Here is an 18633-nt window from a genome sequence, read left to right on the forward strand (position 1 = left end):
TGCCGTCACAGTAGGAGCCGACCTGCAACGGCATGACCCATGATTCGAACCAGAAGACGGTAGAACCATGTCCGAGATCGCTCACATAGCAGCTTCCATTTTCAAGCGTGCCGGCAAGGCCGGCCGCTTCATCGTGGCCATCGCGGGGCCGCCGGGCGCGGGAAAATCAACCATTTCGGCCACTTTGCACGACGTGCTGCCGGAGGGCACGGCAGCCATCGTGCCGATGGACGGCTTCCATTTCGACGATGTCGTGCTTGAGCAACGCGGGCAAAGAGCGAGGAAGGGCGCGCCCGAAACGTTCGATTTCGCCGGCTTCGAGGTTCTGCTCAAGCGCATCCGCGCCGGCGAGCCTGACATTGCCGTCCCGGTCTTCGACCGCAGCATGGAGCTGTCGCGCGCCGCGGCGTCGGTCATTGCTGCCGACATAAAATTCATCCTCGTCGAAGGAAACTATCTGCTTTTGGATGAGGAGCCTTGGTCGCGCCTGGGTCCGATGTTCGATTTCACGATTTTCATCGATGTGCCGCGCGCCGAACTGGAGCGCAGGCTCCGCCAGCGCTGGCGTGATCATGGCCGGGCGGAAGAGGAAGCTCTTGCCTGGATCGCGTCGAATGACATGCCGAATATCGAACGTGTGTTGGCGCGCCGGCGACGCGCCGACCTTGTATTGGATCATGAGCTTTAAGAGCGTGCAAACGGCTTCCGGAACCGTTGGGAAGCAAAGTCGTTTAAGGAGTTGACGGCAATTCCGCCGGCCAATGAGGGAAATGCAATGGCGACGACGAAAGCGAAGAAGCCGGCAACGGCTGGAAAGACTGTACAGGCAAAAGCACAGCAGGCCGCCAAGGCGGGCGCCGGCAAGGCCGTGGCGGAACGCTCCAAGGATGCCAAGCCCGCATTCGGCAAAGCCGCCCCGAAGCGCGTGACGCCGACGGCAACGGCGGCTGCCTCTAAGACGGCTTCCGCTGCGAAGTCGTCCGTCAAGGCCGGCGCGGCGAAGGCAAGTTCCGCGGCAAAAAGCGCTGCGGCCCCAACGGCGTCAACAAAGGCCACTGCCGCCAAGACGACGAAATCGAAGAAGAGCTCCGACGATTCGATCGTCTCCTCTCTGGCGCGGACCGTGAAAGCAACGGCCAATGTGGCGGTCGGAGCGGCGGTCGCCACGGCGAAGGGGGCGGCTTCCTTGGTCGGCGGCAAGAAGTCTTCTCAAAGCAAGACCGGTTCGAAGGCGAAATAAGCTTCGCTTAGTCAGGCAGAGGGAATGGCCAGGCCGCGCTGTACCGCCGGCCTCGCTAGCCCGCGCTCGAGCCATGCCGCCAGACTGGTGAACTCGTCGAAGCCGACGATCTCGCGCGCTTCATAGAAGCCGATGAGATTGCGGACCCAGCCGAGCATGGAAATGTCGGCGATGGTGTAGTCGTCGCCCATCAGCCAGGCGCGGCCTTCGAGACGCGTGTTCAGCACGCCGATGAGCCGGCGCGACTCGCTGCGATAGCGTTCCAGCGGCCGTTTGTCGGCGATCTCGCGGCCGGCGAATTTGTGGAAGAAGCCGAGTTGCCCGAACATCGGGCCGATCGCCGCCATCTGGAAAAACACCCATTGGATGGTCTGGTAGCGCTGGGCCGGATCGGCGGGCAGGAACTTGCCGGTCTTTTCGCCCAGATAAACCAGGATGGCGCCCGATTCGAACAGCGCCAGCGGCTGGCCGCCGGGACCGGCCGGATCGATGATGGACGGTATCTTGCCGTTCGGGTTGAGCGACAGGAATTCCGCTCCCCAGGTCTCGTCCTTGCCGATGTTGATGTAGTGGGGTTCGTAAGGCAGGCCGGTCTCTTCCAGCATGATCGAGACTTTGACGCCGTTAGGCGTCGGCGCTGAATAGAGCTGCAGCCGGTCTGGGTGCTTCGCCGGCCAGCGCTCGGTGATCGGGAAAGCTGACAGGTCGGCCATTCGAGGTCCTCAGACGGACTTGAAGGCGAGCACCGCATTGGTGCCGCCGAAAGCAAAGGAATTGGAGATCGACACACGCAGCGGTCGCTCGCGCGCGACATTGGGCGTCACGTCCAGATCGCATTCCGGATCGGGTTCGCGGTAGTTGGCGGTCGGCGCCACCAGGCCTTCTTTCATGCCCATGATGCAGGCGATCATCTCCAGCGCGCCGGATGCGCCGAAACAATGCGCATGCATGGATTTGGTCGATGAGATGGAAAGCTTGCGCGCATGCTCGCCGAACACCCGCTTGATCGCGACAGTCTCGATCTGGTCGTTGGCCTTCGTTCCGGTGCCGTGGGCGTTGACATAATCCACGTCTTCCGGGTTCAGACCGGCATCGGCAAGGCAGAGGCGCATCGCCGCCTCCGGACCCTCGATCGTCGGTGCGACGATGTCGGAGGCATCCGCCGACATGCCGACGCCGGCGACTTCGCCGAGGATCGTGGCGCCGCGCGCGCTGGCGTGTTCATAGCTCTCAAGCACCGCCATCCCGGCGCCTTCGCCGATGACCAGGCCTTGGCGGTCGGCCGAAAAGGGCCGGCAGGTATCAGGCGCAAGCACCCGAAGCGCTTCCCAGCCCTTGAGGATGGCCCATATCAGCGGCGCGTCCGTGCCGCCGGCCAGCATGACATCGGCGCGGCCGAGACGAATCTGGTCCACCGCCGAAGCGATTGCATGATTAGCGGAAGCACAGGCGGAGGTGACGCCGAAGACTGGACCGCGAAGCCCGAGATTGATGCTGACCTGTCCGGAAGCGGCGCTCGGCATCACCTTCGGCACGGTGAAAATGCCGGCCCTGGTCCTGCCTTCAAGAAGGATGGCCCGGTAGTTCTCTTCGATCGCTTCCCAGCCGCAGACACCGACGCCGACCGACGCGCCGAAACGCGCCGCGTCGCCGTCCCTGGCGGACAGTCCGGAATGACGCATGGCTTCGCGAGCAGCGATGACGGCCAGCACGCTGAAGCGGTCCATCGTCACCATCTGCTTGCGGTCGATGCCGTGGTCGGGCATCGCCTTGATCTCTGCGCCGATCCGCACTTTCAGATCGTGCAGCTCGCTGTTGACGAGCGGGCCGATGGCCGAACGCCCGGCGCGCATCTCGCCCCAGATGCTCGCAACATCGTTGCCGAGGCCGCAGATGCCGCCCAAACCGGTGATGACGACTCGTTTGTGCATTGAGCGCTCTTGATCAGCCTTTTTTTGCGATCAGCACGCGAACGGCCTCAACCATGTCGCCGACATTCTTGAGATTGCTCCAGGCGTCGACGGTGTTCATCTCGATTTCGATGCCATACGCCTCTTCAAGGTCGAAAATGATCTCGGTGAGTTCAAGGGAATGGATGCCTAGCGCCGTCAATTCGGTCTTCGTGGTGATTTCGCCGCCATTGGTGTCGGCGTGAGCCTTGATCTTTTCGATGATGTCGGTTGCCAACTCGTCAGCCATCCGGTTCCTTCCCCAATATAAGCTTTCCGACGCTGCGGCGCTTTTTTGCCTCTTTAATTCAGCCATGCCGCGGAATCTGCCCCGCCCGGGCCTCAGGCAGCCTTAGAGGTCATCCTCTATAGAAACCGAAACCGTGGGTGGCAACAACGGATATCGACAAAGCTGCCGCAGTGCTTAACCTGTCGCCGATGAACAGCATGAGCGACATTTGCCGCTCGCCACCTGTGGCGCAGCGGTCTGCCGGAACGGCTCGCCTGTCCTGCGGGCAGAGCGGCGGGCGGACAAGGCTGCAAAGACTGTATCAGGAAGGCTCGGCAAAAATTCGGTTGCCTCATGTGGCGGACGGACCGCTGGAAGCCGTTCTCATCAACACGTCCGGAGGTCTGACGGGCGGTGATCGGTTGCGCTGGGCGGTCGATATCGGACCCGGCGCAGCCACAGTGGTGACCACGCAGGCCTGCGAGAAGATCTATCGCGCCGCGTCCGGCCGGGCCGAGACCGATGTCCGGCTGAATGTCGGGACAGGGGGGCACTTGGCATGGCTGCCTCAGGAAACCATCGTCTTCGACCGCGCTGCCTTTTCCCGCAGACTCGACGTTGATTTGGCCAGGGATGCCCGGGCGCTCATTCTGGAGGCAACCTTGTTTGGCCGGCGGGCCATGGGCGAAAGTGCCGAATTCGGGCTGTTTCGGGATCGTTGGCGCGTCGTCGCCAACGGCAAGCTCGTCCACGCCGAAGACTTCAGCATCGGCCCGGAGATCGCCGCCAGGTTGCGCCACGCCGCAGTGCTGGGCGGGGCGGTCGCTCTGGCGACGGTGCTCGTCATTTCTCCCGATGCGGAAGCCAGGCTCGACGCCGTGCGCACCATGATCGGCGAAAAAGGCAGCGCAAGCTTCTGGACAATCGGCCAGACTGGCAAGCTTCTTGCGAGGCTTTACGACACAGACGGCTACAGCCTGCGCCAACGGCTCGTGCCGCTTGTCAGGCTGCTCAACGGACAGGCCGGGCTGCCCAAATTGTGGTCACTCTAGGGACGATGCATGAACCTGACGCCGAGGGAAAAGGACAAGCTTCTGGTGGCGATGGCGGCCATCGTCGCCCGCAAGCGGCTTGAACGCGGCGTCAAGCTCAATCATCCGGAGGCTATCGCGCTGATAACTGACTTTGTCGTCGAGGGCGCCCGCGATGGACGCCCGGTCGCCGAACTCATGGAGGCCGGCGCCCATGTCGTTACCCGCGCTCAAGTGATGGAAGGCGTGGCGGAGATGATCCATGACATCCAGGTCGAGGCGACGTTTCCTGATGGCACCAAGCTGGTGACCGTGCACGAACCGATAAGATGAAGACGATGATGGAAGCGCGCGGCCTGCCTGCACGGCCCACTTCAACAAGAGGACTGCGATGATGTGCGCTTTTGCCAAGAAAACAACGTTGACCGCCTTGCTCCTCCTGGCTGCCGTGGCGCAGGCCTATGCCCATATCGGCTCGGGCACCGTTTCGTCTTTTCATTCCGGCTTCATGCATCCCCTGTCGGGGCTGGACCACATGACCGTTATGGTCGCCGTTGGGCTCTGGGGTTCGCTTAAGGGCAGCAAGGCCATATGGGCGTGGCCACTGGCCTTTGTCGCCGTCATGATGCTCGGCAGCATGCTTGGAATGGCGCAGATGCCGCTGCCGTTGGTCGAGCCTGGCATCCTGGCTTCAGTCGTCGTGCTTGGACTGATGGTTGCATTGGCCATCGACCTGCCGATCGCGGCGGGCATTGCGATCATCTGCCTGTTCGCCCTGTTTCATGGCCACGCCCACGGCGCCGAGGCGCCTGACAATGCCGGCGGGTTTGAATACATGGCGGGCTTTGCGTTGGCGACCGCCTTGCTGCACGCCACGGGCATCGGTGTCGGGCTCGGCCTTGGCTTGCGGTTCCGTCGACTTGCCCGGGCGGCTGGCGGTGTTTGCGCGGCGCTCGGCGCCGGTCTCATTCTCGGAATGATTTGAGATGATACCTGGTGAAATCATTCCAGCCGCCGGTGAGGTCGAACTCAACGCCGGACTGCCGAGGGTGACCCTGAAGGTGGCCAATACAGGAGATAGGCCGATCCAGGTCGGCAGCTACTACCATTTCTTTGAAACCAATCAGGGCCTGCGCTTCGACCGCGAAAAGGCGCGCGGTATGCGTCTCGACGTCGCCGCCGGTACGGCTGTTCGCTTCGAGCCGGGTCAGGAGCGTGACGTCACGCTGATTCCTCTCGGCGGCAAGCGCGAGGTCTACGGCTTCAGGCAAAAGGTCATGGGCAAATTGTGAACAGGCTTCCCTGGAGAATCGCAGCGAACGCGAATCCGTGGTCTGCGGTGTCATTTGGCTGGCTTGGCCGCCGCATAGACGGTGACGTTCCTCGGACCATCGAACGAAATAGCCAGAACGTCCTGGGCAAGCACGCGGCGCGAATCGATCGCGTGGAAAAACAGAGCGTTGGCTTCGATCTCCTGCCGCAGTTCCGCGACTTCGGCCTCGTGCTCCTTGACCTTGCTTTCGATTTCTGGCGGCGGGCCACCTTCGCTGCGCGCCGCGTCCGTCAGGAACACGATATCGATCTTGTCCAGCATCGAAGTCTTGCGAACCTCGCCGATCGTTTCGCTGGTCCGCTCGATTGCAGCGATGACGTTCTTCTCATCGGCGATCACGGGTTTTTCTTCCTGGGTGACCTCGGAGCCGATGATCTTGTCGATCGATTGGGTGGAATCCAGCCCTTGCGCGTTCAGCACTCCGGTCGGCGCAGCCAAAACCAGCAACGCGCTGATCGCAATTGCGTGAAGCCAATTGGCGTTCAAATCATTGATGGTCATGTCTTCCCTCCTGACGTCATGTCGGTTCGCACACTAATGCGAAACGAAACCGATTTGCAGAAGGTTCCTGCGGCGCGACGGGTCGCGCTGGCTTTGGCCCGCCGCGCTGCGGGATCAGCTTGCCTTCTTGGTAATCAGCGTCAAGGCGCCGTCATTGCCCATGCTGGCCGCGACGACCTGGGCCGACGTCAGCCCCTCGGCTTCGAGCGCGGATTTGACCTGCGGCATGGTGTCGATGGAACCGCGCAATTGCTGAAGCTCGGCATCGCTGCTTTTGGCGACCACGGCGTTGACCTGTTCCTTGGTGTCCGCTGGCAACTGCTCGATATCGACGATCTTCACGCTCTTGATCGTGGGTTGGGCCGACGGGGCGGCCTGAGCCGGAGCCGGCGTTGTGGGAGCAGGTTGCTGCTGCGCGCTGGCGGCAGCCGTCAGCATCATCGCCGCGCTGGCGGCAAGTATCGTCAGTTTACGCATGGATTTTCCCTTCCTTCGAATGATGAATTGTCGGGCAACGCGCGCAGTGCATACGGAAAATGGGATGAGAAGCCGCCGCCCATCGGGTTATTGCGTGACCATAAAGCGGCGGCAATGTGGAGCGCGGTCTTTACCGTGCTGCCTGTAGGGAGCACCCGTTGATGGCACAGATTTCCCGCACCGCCTATGCCCGGATGTTCGGGCCGACAGTCGGCGACAAGGTTCGTCTTGCCGACACGGAACTCTTCATCGAGGTAGAGAAGGATTTTACCGTCTACGGCGAAGAAGTGAAGTTCGGCGGCGGCAAGGTCATCCGCGATGGTATGGGCCAGAGCCAGGTTTCGAGAGCGGGCGGTGCTGTCGATACCGTCATCACCAACGCCCTCGTGCTGGACGCCACCGGCATATTCAAGGCCGACATCGGTCTGAAAGACGGCCGCATCGCCGTCATCGGCAAGGCCGGCAATCCCGACACGCAAAATGGCGTGACCGTCATCATCGGCCCCGGCACCGAGATTATCGCCGGCGAAGGCAAGATTCTGACGGCGGGCGGCATGGATGCGCACATCCACTTCATCTGCCCGCAGCAGATCGAAGAAGCGCTGATGAGCGGCATAACCACCATGCTCGGCGGCGGCACCGGTCCGGCGCACGGCACGCTGGCGACCACCTGCACGCCGGGACCATGGCATATCGGCCGAATGATCCAGTCCTTCGACGCCTTTCCCATGAACATAGGACTTTCGGCAAAAGGCAACGCATCACTACCGGCGGCAATCGAGGAAATGGTGCTGGGCGGCGCCTGTGCGCTGAAACTTCACGAGGACTGGGGCACGACACCCGCCGCCATCGACTGCTGCCTGTCGGTCGCCGACGCCTACGACGTGCAGGTGATGATCCACACCGATACGCTGAACGAGAGCGGCTTCGTCGAGGACACCGTGAACGCCTTCAAGGGCCGAACCATCCATGCCTTCCATACCGAAGGTGCCGGTGGCGGCCATGCGCCAGACATCATCAAGGTCTGCGGCCTGCCCAACGTCATCCCGTCCTCGACCAACCCGACCCGGCCCTACACGGTCAACACCATTGCCGAGCACCTCGACATGCTGATGGTCTGCCATCATCTGTCGCCGTCGATTCCTGAGGACATCGCTTTCGCCGAAAGCCGCATCCGCAAGGAGACCATTGCCGCCGAAGACATTCTGCACGACATCGGCGCATTCTCGATCATCTCGTCGGATTCACAGGCCATGGGTCGCGTCGGCGAGGTAGCGATCCGGACCTGGCAGACAGCCGACAAGATGAAGCGCCAGCGCGGCCGGCTGAAGGAAGAGACAGGCGACAACGACAATTTCCGCGTTCGCCGCTACATCGCAAAATACACGATCAACCCGGCTATCGCGCATGGCCTGTCGAAGGAAATCGGATCGATACAGGTCGGCAAGCGCGCCGATCTCGTTTTGTGGAACCCGGCCTTCTTCGGCGTCAAGCCGGACATGGTGCTAATCGGCGGCATGATCGCTGCAGCGCCGATGGGCGATCCGAACGCCTCGATCCCGACGCCGCAGCCGGTGCATTACCGCCCGATGTTCGGCGCCTACGGCAAGGCGATGACGAACTCGTCCGTCACCTTCGTATCCAAGGCTGCGCTCGATGCTGGTCTGCGGAAGAAGCTCGGCGTCGACAAGCAGATGATCGCGGTGGAAAACACCCGCGGCGGCATCGGCAAGCATTCGATGGTGCTGAACGATGCGACGCCACATGTCGAGGTCGATTCGGAGACTTACGAAGTCCGGGCCGACGGCGAATTGCTGACCTGCGAGCCAGCGACGGTGCTGCCGATGGCGCAAAGGTATTTTCTGTTCTAGAAATCTGGCGTATCGCGAGGCGGCAACCGGACCTTCACCGATGGATCAGCAACTCGCCACCGCCCACGACATCTTTCCTCATATCCGCATCGTCATGGGCATGGTGATTGGCCTAGGCGTCACCCGTCTTCTGTCCGGCGTCGCCCGCATCGTCCAGCACCCCAAGCAGTATCGGCTTTATCCTGTGCATCTCGCCTGGGTCGCGTCCGTCCTGCTGATGCTCGTGCATTTCTGGTGGTGGGAGTTCGGCCTCTATCAGATCGAAAACTGGACCTTCGGCAAATATCTGTTCCTCATCGTCTACGCCATTGCGCTTTTTCTGCTTTGTGCCCTGCTTTTCCCGGATTCGATGCAGGACTACCGCAGTTATGAGGACTATTTTTACTCGCGTCGCGCCTGGTTCTTCGGCCTTCTGGGGACGACCTATCTCCTTGACGTGATAGACACTCTGCTGAAAGGCGAGGCGCACTTCGCCCGCTTCGGCAACGAATATCTATTCCGGACGCCGGTCTTCGTCGCCCTTTGCATCGCCGCGATCCTTGTACGCAACCGTTATTTCCACATGATCTTCATCGCCCTGACCCTGATCTATCAGGTCTCGTTCATCCTGCGGCTCTTCGACACGATTGCATGAGGGCGATTGGGCCGGCGCTGTAGATGAGCTAGGCTGGCACGCTGCCTTCCGAGGATTTTTGCATGAAATTCAGCATCAACACCGACTTCACCAAGTTCCCGCGCGCCGTATCTGTCCTACGTGCCGCCGAGGCAGGCTCGGCAGTGCCGTTCGATGTCGCCAGACTTGCCCATGATGAGCGTCATCTGCGTCGCCGGGTCCTCGAACTTGCTCATGGCGAGCGTGTGCTGGTTGATCTGCTGGAACCTGTCGCGCTTGCCGATCACGACAGGCTGGTGCTGGAGGACGGAAGGCAGATCGAAATCGTCGCCGCCGAGGAAGCTGTCTACGACATCCGTGCCCGCAATGCGGTGCATCTGGCGGAACTCGCCTGGCATATCGGCAACCGGCATCTTGCCGCCGCCATCGATGCGGATCGCATCCTTATCCTGCGCGACCACGTCATCAAGGCGATGCTGGAGGGGCTTGGCGCCAATGTCACCGAAATCTCCGCGCCGTTCGAACCGCTACGGGGCGCCTATTCGGGCGGACACGACCATGGACATCATCACGAGCATGAGCACGACCACGGCAAGCCGGACCGTTTCGGACGACTTCCCGGCGATCCGCATTACGGACACAACCATGCCTGATGCGGCTGGCCCTGCGCTGCTGCGCTTGATGGCATGGCTGTCGCCGGCCTTTCCGGTCGGTTCGTTTTCTTACAGCCATGGGCTGGAGCGATCTGTCGAAGAAGGCTTGATCTTCGATAAAAGCAGCCTCGCTTCCTGGCTGTCAGCCGTTGTGGAAGCGGGCTCCGGCTGGAACGACGCGGTGCTTTTCGCCGAAAGCTGGCACCGTGCCCGAAATGACGGCGATCTTGCAGAACTTGCGGCGCTGGCGGAGGCGCTTGCAAGCTCGCGCGAGCGACACATGGAAACCATGCTGCAGGGCGGGGCCTTCATCGAAGCGGCGACTGCCTGGCCGAACCCCGTGCTGGCGGCGCTGCCGGCAGACTGCCCCTACTGCGTCGCCGTGGGCGCTGTGGCGGGAGCCCATGGCATTTCGCTGGAAGACGCGCTCGCTGCTTTCCTGCAGGCCTTCGTTTCCAATCTCACCCAGGCGGCCATCCGACTGGGCGTTATCGGCCAGACGGCGGCGACGGCGCTGATTGCCGGTTCCGAACCGCTAACTCTCGATATCGCCGCCCGTGCCGTCCGATCGACCCTGGACGATCTCGGCGGCTGCGCAATTGTCTCGGACGTGATGGCGATGCGGCATGAAACCCAGCATTCGAGGCTCTTCCGGTCATGATTGTTCTTGCCTTCGCACTTTCCGGCATCCTGCTCTTGATCACCGCCGCCCATGTCTATTGGGGTATTGGCGGGACATTGCCCGGCAAGGATCAGATGACGTGCGCCCATGCGGTGGTCGGTTTCCGCGGCGTCGATGAGATGCCGCCGCCGGTATCCTGCTTTGCGGTCGCCGCTTGCCTCGGGCTCGCCACGCTGTGGCCGCTGGCGCTCGAAGGCGTCTTTGCCTCGCCGTTTCCAAAGGCGGGGTTGGCCGCGACAGCACTGCTGATCGCGCTGGTCTTCCTTGGCCGTGGCATCGCCGGCTTCATCCCCGCCTGGCGCCGTTTGACGCCGGAGCAGCCTTTCGCGCGGTTCGACGTGCGCTACTATTCGCCGCTGTGCCTGTTGCTGGGCGCCGGGTTCGCAGTTCTCGCACTGTCGGAGTTCACCGCATGACATCGTCAAATGGCCCGCTCCGCATCGGCATCGGCGGTCCCGTCGGTTCCGGCAAGACGACGCTGACGGAAAAGCTCTGCAAGGCGCTGCGCGACGATTTCTCCATCGCCGTCATCACCAACGACATCTACACCATGGAAGACGCGTTGATGCTGGCGAGGCTGCAGGCCCTGCCGGAGGACCGCATCATGGGCGTCGAGACCGGCGGCTGCCCGCATACGGCCATTCGCGAGGATGCTTCGATCAATCTGCAGGCGATCGCCGAGATGAACCGGAAATTCCCCGATCTCGACATCGTCTTCATCGAGTCGGGCGGCGACAACCTCGCCGCCACCTTTTCGCCGGACCTCGCCGATTTGACCCTCTATGTCATCTCGGTGTGCCAGGGGGAGGAGATACCGCGCAAGGGCGGTCCGGGCATTACCCGCTCGGACTTTTTGGTCATCAACAAGAGCGACCTTGCCCCTTATGTGAATGTCGATCTCGACATCATGGAATCCGACGCCGCCCGCATGCGTGGCAAGCGGCCGTTCGGCTTCACCGATCTGTCCCGCGGCAAGGGGCTTCAGGCGGTGATCGACTTCATCGGCGAAAACGGCGGACTGCGGGCGCCGAGCGTCGCGGCGGAATAAGCTCCAGCTGTCCGAATTTTTCAGAGGCTGAGCTCGGCTCTCAGTTCTTCCGGCGTTTCGATGGACACCGCGCCCGCCGGTCCCTGCATTGGTCTTTCCGGCCAGAAGATGGTTTTCATGCCAGCTGCAAGGCCGGACGTCGCGCCGGTTACACTGTCATCGATGGCAACCGCATCGGCGGGATCGACGCCGGCGAGCCACGCCGCGCGCAGGAACGGCTCGGGATGCGGCTTGCCTTCACGCACGTCGTTGCGGCTGACAGTCCGCAGGCCGGCCAAGGCAAGCCCAACCATGCGCAGATTGGCGTCGACGATCAGGCGGTCTGAATTGGAAACGACGGCTTGCGGCACGCCGCGCTCATGCAGCGCGAGGAAGATCTCGATTGCTCCCGGGCGCGGCTGCAACGTGCCGACATGGTCGAGGTAATAGTCGTATTTGCGCGCGATCCATTGATCGAAGGGCAGCTTGAGGCCGAATTCGTCCCGCATCATTGCATAGACATGCTGGGCGCTTTGCCCCAACACGCGCTCGTGCAGGTCGGCGGGTGGGGATAGTCCAAGGCTGCGCATGGCGGCAACCAGCGCCGCGTCATGCAGCGGCTCGCTGTCGACAAGCGTTCCGTCCATGTCCCAGAAAACGGCTTTCGGCGTCATGTTTGCAATCCTTTCAGGGGCGTCTCTTAGAGTGTTTGCCGGGCGAGCGAAACGTTTTCTCCAAATCCGTGGCGGATGTGCATTATGCTGTTCGCGCCGCCCCGGGCAATTGACGCTTTAATACGACAATTGCGCGAAGAGGGAATCTCTGTAATGTGCGCCCCGAGGAGCATTCATATGAACGCTAGGCAGGATGCCGGTACGACCAGGCTGGACGATGCGGCGCGCGCCGGCTGGCTTTATTACGTTGCTGGCAACACGCAGGATCAGATCGCCGGAAAGCTCGGCATTTCACGTCAGACCGCCCAACGGCTCGTTTCGCTTGCTGTCACCGAAGGGCTCATCAAGGTTCGCGTCGACCATCCCATCGCAAATTGTCTGGATCTTGCCGCGCGGCTGCGCGAGCGCTTCGCTCTTGATCTGGTCGAGGTGGTGCCGAGCGATCCCGATTCCTCTTCCACCACGATAGGCATTGCCGAAGCCGCCGCTGCCGAGATCGAACGCCGTCTTCGTTCGGTGGAGCCTATCGTGATGGCGATCGGCACAGGCCGTACGCTCAAGGCGGCGATTGAACAGTTGCCGCCGATGGAATGCCCCCAGCACAAGGTCGTGTCCTTGACCGGCAACATTTCCCCCGACGGCTCGGCAGCTTTCTATAACGTCATTTTCACCATGGCCGATCGCATCAAGGCCCGGTCTTTTCCCATGCCGCTCCCTGTCATCGCCTCCTCGCCGGAGGAACGGGAGATGCTTTTGAGCCAGCCGATGATCCAGCCCACGCTGGCACTGGCCGCCCAGGCTGACGTGACTTTCGTCGGCATCGGCGATCTGGGGCCAAGGGCGCCGCTCTACCAGGACGGCTTCATCTCGGATGCCGAACTGAAGGCTTTGCAAAAGGCCGGCGGTGTTGCCGAGATCGTCGGCTGGGTTTTCGACAGGGAAGGCCGGCTCATCGACGGCATCACCAACGACCGTGTTTCCTCGGCACCGCTGCCGTCGCGCGAAAGGTCTCTGGTGGTTGCGCTCGCCATGGGCGAACTGAAACTGCCTGGCATATTGGCGGCGGTGAACCGGCGTCTGGTCAACGGGCTGATCACCGACGAGCGCACTGCCGCTGCGCTCTTGGCAAGCTGATAGCAATTTTTCACGACTTCATCCGACGCGCTCGCACGGCTGTGAGGCCACGGCCTATCGGCCCGCTTGACGGCCGGGCCTCACGTGCTGCGCTGCAGCAACGATTCCGGCTTGACATAATTCAGACTTAGTGAGTAATTGCTCAACACCAAAGCAAATGCTCACTTTGGTTTTTGGGAGGATTTTGATGAAACTTCATATGCTCATTCTGGGCCTGTGCTCCGCGAGCGCGCTCGCCTTTGCCGCGCACGCCGAATCCATCACCATCGCCACGGTCAATAATGGCGACATGGTCCGCATGCAGAAGCTGACCGACGACTTCACGTCCAAGAACCCCGACATTCAGCTCAACTGGGTCACGCTCGAGGAAAACGTCCTGCGCGAGCGCGTCACCACCGACATCGCCACCAAGGGCGGCCAGTATGATGTGATGACCATCGGCACCTACGAGGTTCCGATCTGGGCCAAGCAGAACTGGCTGTTGCCGCTCGACAATCTCGGCGCAGACTACGACGCGTCCGACATCATCCCCGCCATCGCCGGAGGTCTTTCGGTGGACGGCAAGCTTTTTGCAGCGCCTTTCTATGGCGAATCTTCTTTCGTCATGTACCGCAAGGATTTGATGGAGAAGGCCGGGCTGCAAATGCCCGATGCGCCGACCTGGGAATTCATCAGGCAGGCAGCCGACAAGATGACCGACCGCGCCAACGGCGTGAATGGCGTCTGCCTTCGCGGCAAGGCCGGCTGGGGTGAGAACATGGCCTTCCTGACAGCGATGTCGAACTCTTACGGCGCGCGCTGGTTCGACGAGAAGTGGGTGCCGCAGTTCGATCAGCCGGAATGGAAGAACACGCTTCAGTCTTACGTCGACCTCATGAAGGCCGACGGTCCGGAGGGCGCTTCCTCCAACGGCTTCAACGAAAACCTGGCTCTGTTCCAGCAGGGCAAATGCGGCATGTGGATAGATGCCACCGTCGCCGCCTCCTTCGTCTCCGATCCGAAGAACTCGACCGTCGCCGACAAGGTCGGCTATGCGCTCGCCCCGGACAACGGGCTTGGCAAGCGTGGCAACTGGCTGTGGGCATGGTCGTTGGCCGTCCCAGCCGGCACGCAAAAGGCCGAAGCTGCCCAGAAGTTCGTCTCCTGGGCGACCAGCAAGGCCTATCTCGAGCTGGTTGCTTCCAAGGAAGGCTGGGCCAACGTTCCGCCCGGAACGCGCAGCTCCCTCTACAACAATCCCGAGTACCAGAAGGCCGCGCCGTTCGCCAAGATGACCCTGGACTCCATCAATGCCGCCGATCCGACCAAACCGACTGTCAAGCCGGTGCCCTATGTCGGTGTCCAGTTCGTCGCCATTCCTGAATTCCAGGGCCTGGGCACGACCGTCGGTCAGCTCTTCTCGGCTGCCCTTGCCGGTCAGATGAGCGTCGACGACGCCCTCAAGCAGGCGCAGGATGCCGCCACCAGCACGATGAAGGAAGGTGGCTACATACAGTAAAGGCAACCTCCCGGTGCCTTGGCCGTCCGGGTCCCAGTCCGGGCGGCCAGCTCTTCACAACTGTTGAAAACCGAATCCGTCAAACTGAGGGTGACCACCATGGCTACTCGACAGACAAGTTCGCTCGCGCGCCTCATGATGGCGCCGTCCGTGGTGCTGCTCCTGATCTGGATGGCCGTGCCGCTGGCCATGACCCTGTGGTTCTCCTTCCAGCAGTACAATCCGCTGAACCCCATCCGCGACGGATTCATCGGTCTCTCCAACTATGCCCTGTTCTACAACAATCCGGCTTTCATCGCCGCCATCCTCAACACCCTCATCCTGGTTGGAAGCGTGCTGTTGATCACCATCATCGGCGGCATCCTGCTGGCGCTTCTGCTCGACCAGCCGATGTGGGGTCAGGGCATCGTCCGCATCCTGGTGATCTCGCCCTTCTTCGTCATGCCGCCGGTCGCCGCGCTGGTGTGGAAGAACATGATCATGCACCCCAGCTACGGTGTCTTTGCCGACATCGCCCGCCTCTTCGGCGCGCAGCCGATCGACTGGTTTGCCAGCTATCCATTGTTCTCCATCATCCTGATTGTCGCCTGGCAATGGCTGCCTTTCGCGACGCTGATCCTGCTCACCTCGCTGCAGTCGCTCGACGGCGAGCAGAAGGAAGCGGCGGAAATGGACGGCGCCGGCTTCCTCAGCCGCTTCTGGTATCTCACGCTGCCGCACCTCTCGCGCGCCATTACCGTCGTCGTGCTGATCCAGACCATCTTCCTGCTTGGCGTCTATGCCGAAATCCTGGTCACCACCAATGGCGGACCGGGCTACGCCTCCACCAACCTGCCTTTCCTAGTCTACCAGAAGGCACTGCTCGAATTCAAAATCGGCCAGGCGTCCGCTGGCGGCATCATTGCCGTGATCCTCGCCAACATCATCGCCTTCTTCGCCATGCGCGCGGTCGGCAAGAACCTCGACAAATAGGAGGTCGATCATGGCACGCACTGTCACCAACCGGCACAAGACGATCGCTACCGCTGCGGCCTGGATCGTGGCGCTGTTGATCTTCTTTCCGATCCTCTACACCATCATCACCTCGTTCAAATCCGAGCAGGAGGCGATCCAGGGCTTCAACCTCATTCCTTCGGGCACGTTGGAAAGCTATTCCGCAGTTGAGGACCAGAGCGGCTATTTCAAGTTCTTCCTGAACTCGGTTATCCTCTCCGTCGGCTCGACCATACTGGCGTTGATCGTCGCCGTGCCTGCGGCCTGGTCGATGGCGTTTTCGCCGACAAAGCGCACCAAGGACATCCTGATGTGGATGCTGTCCACCAAGATGATGCCGGCGGTCGCGGTGCTCTTTCCGATCTACCTGATCTTCCGCGATTTCGGTCTGCTCGACAGCCGCGTCGGCATGACCGTGATGCTGATGCTGATCAATCTGCCGATCGTCGTCTGGATGCTCTACACCTATTTCCGCGAGATTCCCGGCGAGATCCTGGAAGCTGCGCGCATGGACGGAGCGTCGCTGTGGGGCGAGATCGTCTATGTGCTGACGCCCATGGCCGTGCCGGGCATCGCATCCACCATGTTGCTCAACATCATCCTGGCCTGGAACGAAGCCTTCTGGACCATCCGGCTGACCACCACGAACGCTGCGCCGCTGACCGCCTTCATCAGTTCGTTCTCCAGTCCGCAGGGTCTGTTCTGGGCCAAGCTTTCGGCGGCTTCGACGCTGGCGATCGCGCCGATCCTGATCATGGGCTGGTTCAGCCAGAAACAGCTCGTACGCGGCCTCACCTTCGGGGCGGTCAAATAAAGACGAATTGAACCGGCGTTGCGGGACGCAACGCCGCTTTTGGAGGAAGCGATGGGCAATATCGTTCTGAGAAACGTAACGAAGTCGTTCGGGTCGACGACGATCATACCGAACATCGACCTCGATATCGCCGACGGCGAGTTCGTGGTGTTCGTGGGACCGTCGGGCTGCGGCAAGTCGACCCTGCTCAGGCTGATCGCCGGGCTCGAGGACACCACGGCCGGCTCGATCATCATCGACGGCCGCGACGTCACCGACGAGGCGCCGGCCAAGCGCAAGCTCGCCATGGTCTTCCAGTCCTACGCGCTCTATCCGCACATGACGGTGGCCAAAAACATCGGCTTCCCGCTCAAGATGGCCGGCGAGAAGCCGGAAGTGATCGAAAAGAAGGTGGCCGACGCCGCCCGCGTCCTCAACCTCACCAACTATCTCGAACGTCGCCCCGGCCAGCTTTCCGGCGGCCAGCGCCAGCGCGTCGCCATCGGCCGCGCCATCGTGCGCCAGCCCTCCGCCTTCCTGTTCGACGAGCCACTGTCGAATCTCGACGCGGCGCTGCGCGGCACCATGCGCCTTGAGATCTCCGAACTGCACCATCAGCTGAAGACGACGATGATCTACGTCACCCACGACCAGGTCGAGGCGATGACCATGGCCGACAAGATCGTCGTCCTCAACGCCGGCAACATCGAGCAGGTCGGCTCGCCGATGGAACTCTACAAGACGCCGAAGAACCTGTTCGTCGCAGGCTTCATCGGCTCGCCCAGGATGAACCTCGTCGATGGCGCCGCCGCGGCCAAGTACAAGGCCGACAGGATCGGCGTGCGCCCCGAACATGTCGCCATTTCGACCAAACCCGGCGCCGCTGGCGCCTGGAAGGGCACGGTGGGCGTCGCCGAACATCTCGGCTCCGACACGTTCGTGCATGTCCACACCGAGGGCCAGGGCACCATCAATGTGCGCACCGATGGCGATCTCGCCGTCCACCATGGCGATACCGTCTACCTCACCCCCGACGAAACCCGCCTCCACCGCTTCGGCAAGGATGGCCTGGCGATGTGAATCGACAGACGCGTGGGTCAGGAAGGTTCAATTGCGTTGGAAGGCATGACAATGCGGCTCGCCGGCGAATCGGCTCTCATCACCGGCTCGGCGCGCGGTATAGGCAAGGCTTTCGCCAAGGCCTATCTGCTTGAAGGCGCCACCGTCGCCATAGCCGACATCAATCTGGAGGCCGCCGAGGCGACGGCCACCGAACTCGGCGACAAGGCCTATGCGGTACGGCTCGACGTCACCGACGGCGCTTCGATAGAGGCAGCGGTGAAGGCCGTCGAGCGCAAGGCCGGCGGTCTCGATATCCTCATCAACAACGCCGCCTTGTTCGATCTCGCGCCGATCGTCGAAATCGAACGGGCCAGCTATGACCGGCTGTTTGCTGTCAATGTCGCGGGCACCCTGTTCACGATGCAGGCGGCGGCTCGCTCGATGATCGCCCGGGGCAAGGGCGGCAAGATCATCAACATGGCGAGCCAGGCCGGCCGCAGGGGCGAGGGCCTGGTAGCGGTTTACTGCGCCACCAAGGCGGCGGTGATTTCGCTGACTCAATCGGCCGGCCTCGACCTGATCAAGCACCGCATCAACGTCAACGCGATCGCACCCGGCGTCGTCGACGGCGAGCACTGGGATCATGTCGATGCGCTGTTCGCCAGGCACGAGAACAGGCCGCGCGGCGAAAAGAAGAAGATCGTCGGCGACAGCGTTCCCTATGGCCGCATGGGCAGGGCCGAGGATCTGACCGGCATGGCCGTCTTCCTCGCCAGCGACGACGCCGAATACATCGTTGCCCAAACCTACAATGTCGATGGCGGCCAGTGGATGAGCTGACCATGTCCGGCGCCTTGCCGGCGGGAGAATGGA

At 61.9% G+C, this 18633-nt stretch carries 24 protein-coding genes; 17 read left to right on the plus strand and 7 right to left on the minus strand.

Going from position 1 to position 18633, the window contains the following annotated elements; translation table 11 throughout:
* Positions 1 to 67 precede the first annotated feature (67 nt).
* Positions 68 to 688 (plus strand): nucleoside triphosphate hydrolase, encoded by a 621-nt coding sequence (locus tag ASD44_RS15845; RefSeq protein WP_056114055.1) that lies wholly within the window; start codon positions 68 to 70, stop codon positions 686 to 688.
* Here the strand turns inward: ASD44_RS15845 and ASD44_RS18440 are convergent.
* The 4 genes from ASD44_RS18440 to ASD44_RS15865 are packed head-to-tail and all read right to left on the minus strand — an operon-like array spanning position 685 to position 3439.
* Entirely contained in the window at positions 685 to 1200 is a 516-nt protein-coding gene (locus ASD44_RS18440; protein WP_156459865.1) for a hypothetical protein, read from the minus strand. The two genes, ASD44_RS15845 and ASD44_RS18440, sit on opposite strands and share 4 nt — an antisense overlap.
* A gap of 51 nt (positions 1201 to 1251) precedes the next feature.
* The gene (locus ASD44_RS15855; RefSeq protein WP_056114058.1) at positions 1252 to 1953 is read right to left on the minus strand and encodes a glutathione S-transferase N-terminal domain-containing protein; all 702 of its coding nucleotides are present in this window, start codon (positions 1951 to 1953) and stop codon (positions 1252 to 1254) included.
* Positions 1954 to 1962: 9 nt separating this feature from the next.
* Entirely contained in the window at positions 1963 to 3171 is a 1209-nt protein-coding gene (locus ASD44_RS15860; protein ID WP_056114061.1) for a beta-ketoacyl-[acyl-carrier-protein] synthase family protein, read from the minus strand.
* A 13-nt stretch (positions 3172 to 3184) separates the two neighbouring features.
* Positions 3185 to 3439, minus strand: coding sequence for an acyl carrier protein (locus ASD44_RS15865; RefSeq protein WP_056114064.1), 255 nt, complete (start codon positions 3437 to 3439; stop codon positions 3185 to 3187).
* A 188-nt stretch (positions 3440 to 3627) separates the two neighbouring features.
* Here ASD44_RS15865 and ASD44_RS15870 point away from each other — a divergent pair, with 188 nt between their 5' ends.
* Genes ASD44_RS15870 through ASD44_RS15885 form a run of 4 tightly spaced genes read left to right on the plus strand, consistent with a single transcriptional unit; the run spans position 3628 to position 5741 of the window.
* Positions 3628 to 4470 (plus strand): urease accessory protein UreD, encoded by an 843-nt coding sequence (locus ASD44_RS15870; RefSeq protein ID WP_056114067.1) that lies wholly within the window; start codon positions 3628 to 3630, stop codon positions 4468 to 4470.
* Positions 4471 to 4479: 9 nt separating this feature from the next.
* On the plus strand, positions 4480 to 4782 hold the full coding sequence (locus ASD44_RS15875) for an urease subunit gamma (protein WP_056114069.1): 303 nt from the start codon (positions 4480 to 4482) through the stop codon (positions 4780 to 4782).
* A gap of 58 nt (positions 4783 to 4840) precedes the next feature.
* A complete protein-coding gene (locus ASD44_RS15880) occupies positions 4841 to 5434 on the plus strand; it encodes a HupE/UreJ family protein (protein WP_056114073.1) in 594 nt (197 codons plus the stop codon).
* A gap of 1 nt (position 5435) precedes the next feature.
* Positions 5436 to 5741 carry an urease subunit beta gene (locus tag ASD44_RS15885; RefSeq protein ID WP_056114076.1) on the plus strand — a complete coding sequence of 102 codons (306 nt, stop codon included), beginning with the start codon at positions 5436 to 5438 and terminating at the stop codon, positions 5739 to 5741.
* A gap of 50 nt (positions 5742 to 5791) precedes the next feature.
* Here ASD44_RS15885 and ASD44_RS15890 read toward each other — a convergent pair whose 3' ends face one another.
* On the minus strand, positions 5792 to 6283 hold the full coding sequence (locus ASD44_RS15890) for a hypothetical protein (RefSeq protein WP_056114079.1): 492 nt from the start codon (positions 6281 to 6283) through the stop codon (positions 5792 to 5794).
* A gap of 114 nt (positions 6284 to 6397) precedes the next feature.
* Complete coding sequence (locus tag ASD44_RS15895; RefSeq protein WP_056114084.1) at positions 6398 to 6760, minus strand: hypothetical protein; 363 nt, start codon at positions 6758 to 6760, stop codon at positions 6398 to 6400.
* Positions 6761 to 6918: 158 nt separating this feature from the next.
* Between ASD44_RS15895 and ureC the strand changes: the two genes are divergently transcribed.
* The 6 genes from ureC to ureG all read left to right on the plus strand — a co-directional run bounded on the left by ureC (position 6919) and on the right by ureG (position 11627).
* A complete protein-coding gene (gene ureC, locus ASD44_RS15900) occupies positions 6919 to 8631 on the plus strand; it encodes an urease subunit alpha (RefSeq protein WP_162246428.1) in 1713 nt (570 codons plus the stop codon).
* 40 nt (positions 8632 to 8671) lie between these two features.
* Positions 8672 to 9265: a hypothetical protein gene (locus ASD44_RS15905; RefSeq protein WP_056114091.1), complete on the plus strand. Its 594-nt coding sequence runs from the start codon at positions 8672 to 8674 to the stop codon at positions 9263 to 9265.
* Between the two features lie 62 nt (positions 9266 to 9327).
* Positions 9328 to 9897 carry an urease accessory protein UreE gene (gene ureE / locus ASD44_RS15910; RefSeq protein WP_056114094.1) on the plus strand — a complete coding sequence of 190 codons (570 nt, stop codon included), beginning with the start codon at positions 9328 to 9330 and terminating at the stop codon, positions 9895 to 9897.
* On the plus strand, positions 9890 to 10558 hold the full coding sequence (locus ASD44_RS15915; RefSeq protein WP_056114096.1) for an urease accessory protein UreF: 669 nt from the start codon (positions 9890 to 9892) through the stop codon (positions 10556 to 10558). The genes ureE and ASD44_RS15915 overlap by 8 nt, the downstream gene beginning before the upstream one ends.
* A complete protein-coding gene (locus tag ASD44_RS15920; RefSeq protein WP_056114099.1) occupies positions 10555 to 10995 on the plus strand; it encodes a DUF3995 domain-containing protein in 441 nt (146 codons plus the stop codon). Before ASD44_RS15915 ends, ASD44_RS15920 begins: the two co-directional genes overlap by 4 nt.
* The gene (gene ureG / locus ASD44_RS15925; protein WP_056114101.1) at positions 10992 to 11627 is read left to right on the plus strand and encodes an urease accessory protein UreG; all 636 of its coding nucleotides are present in this window, start codon (positions 10992 to 10994) and stop codon (positions 11625 to 11627) included. The genes ASD44_RS15920 and ureG overlap by 4 nt, the downstream gene beginning before the upstream one ends.
* A 20-nt stretch (positions 11628 to 11647) precedes the next feature.
* Here the strand turns inward: ureG and ASD44_RS15930 are convergent, their stop codons facing one another.
* Entirely contained in the window at positions 11648 to 12280 is a 633-nt protein-coding gene (locus ASD44_RS15930; protein ID WP_056114104.1) for an HAD family phosphatase, read from the minus strand.
* Between the two features lie 177 nt (positions 12281 to 12457).
* Here ASD44_RS15930 and ASD44_RS15935 point away from each other — a divergent pair, with 177 nt between their 5' ends.
* The 6 genes from ASD44_RS15935 to ASD44_RS15960 all read left to right on the plus strand — a co-directional run bounded on the left by ASD44_RS15935 (position 12458) and on the right by ASD44_RS15960 (position 18600).
* A complete protein-coding gene (locus ASD44_RS15935) occupies positions 12458 to 13414 on the plus strand; it encodes a sugar-binding transcriptional regulator (RefSeq protein WP_056114107.1) in 957 nt (318 codons plus the stop codon).
* 187 nt (positions 13415 to 13601) lie between these two features.
* The gene (locus ASD44_RS15940) at positions 13602 to 14912 is read left to right on the plus strand and encodes a sugar ABC transporter substrate-binding protein (protein ID WP_056114111.1); all 1311 of its coding nucleotides are present in this window, start codon (positions 13602 to 13604) and stop codon (positions 14910 to 14912) included.
* A gap of 99 nt (positions 14913 to 15011) precedes the next feature.
* On the plus strand, positions 15012 to 15884 hold the full coding sequence (locus ASD44_RS15945; protein WP_056116341.1) for a sugar ABC transporter permease: 873 nt from the start codon (positions 15012 to 15014) through the stop codon (positions 15882 to 15884).
* 10 nt (positions 15885 to 15894) lie between these two features.
* Positions 15895 to 16719 (plus strand): carbohydrate ABC transporter permease, encoded by an 825-nt coding sequence (locus tag ASD44_RS15950; protein WP_056114115.1) that lies wholly within the window; start codon positions 15895 to 15897, stop codon positions 16717 to 16719.
* 51 nt (positions 16720 to 16770) lie between these two features.
* Entirely contained in the window at positions 16771 to 17778 is a 1008-nt protein-coding gene (locus ASD44_RS15955) for an ABC transporter ATP-binding protein (protein ID WP_056116343.1), read from the plus strand.
* A 51-nt stretch (positions 17779 to 17829) separates the two neighbouring features.
* Positions 17830 to 18600, plus strand: a complete 771-nt coding sequence (locus ASD44_RS15960; RefSeq protein WP_056116346.1) for an L-iditol 2-dehydrogenase — start codon at positions 17830 to 17832, stop codon at positions 18598 to 18600.
* Positions 18601 to 18633: the final 33 nt, after the last annotated feature.

Origin of the sequence: Mesorhizobium sp. Root554 (genome assembly GCF_001427025.1) — a bacterium.
Lineage (GTDB): Bacteria > Pseudomonadota > Alphaproteobacteria > Rhizobiales > Rhizobiaceae > Mesorhizobium.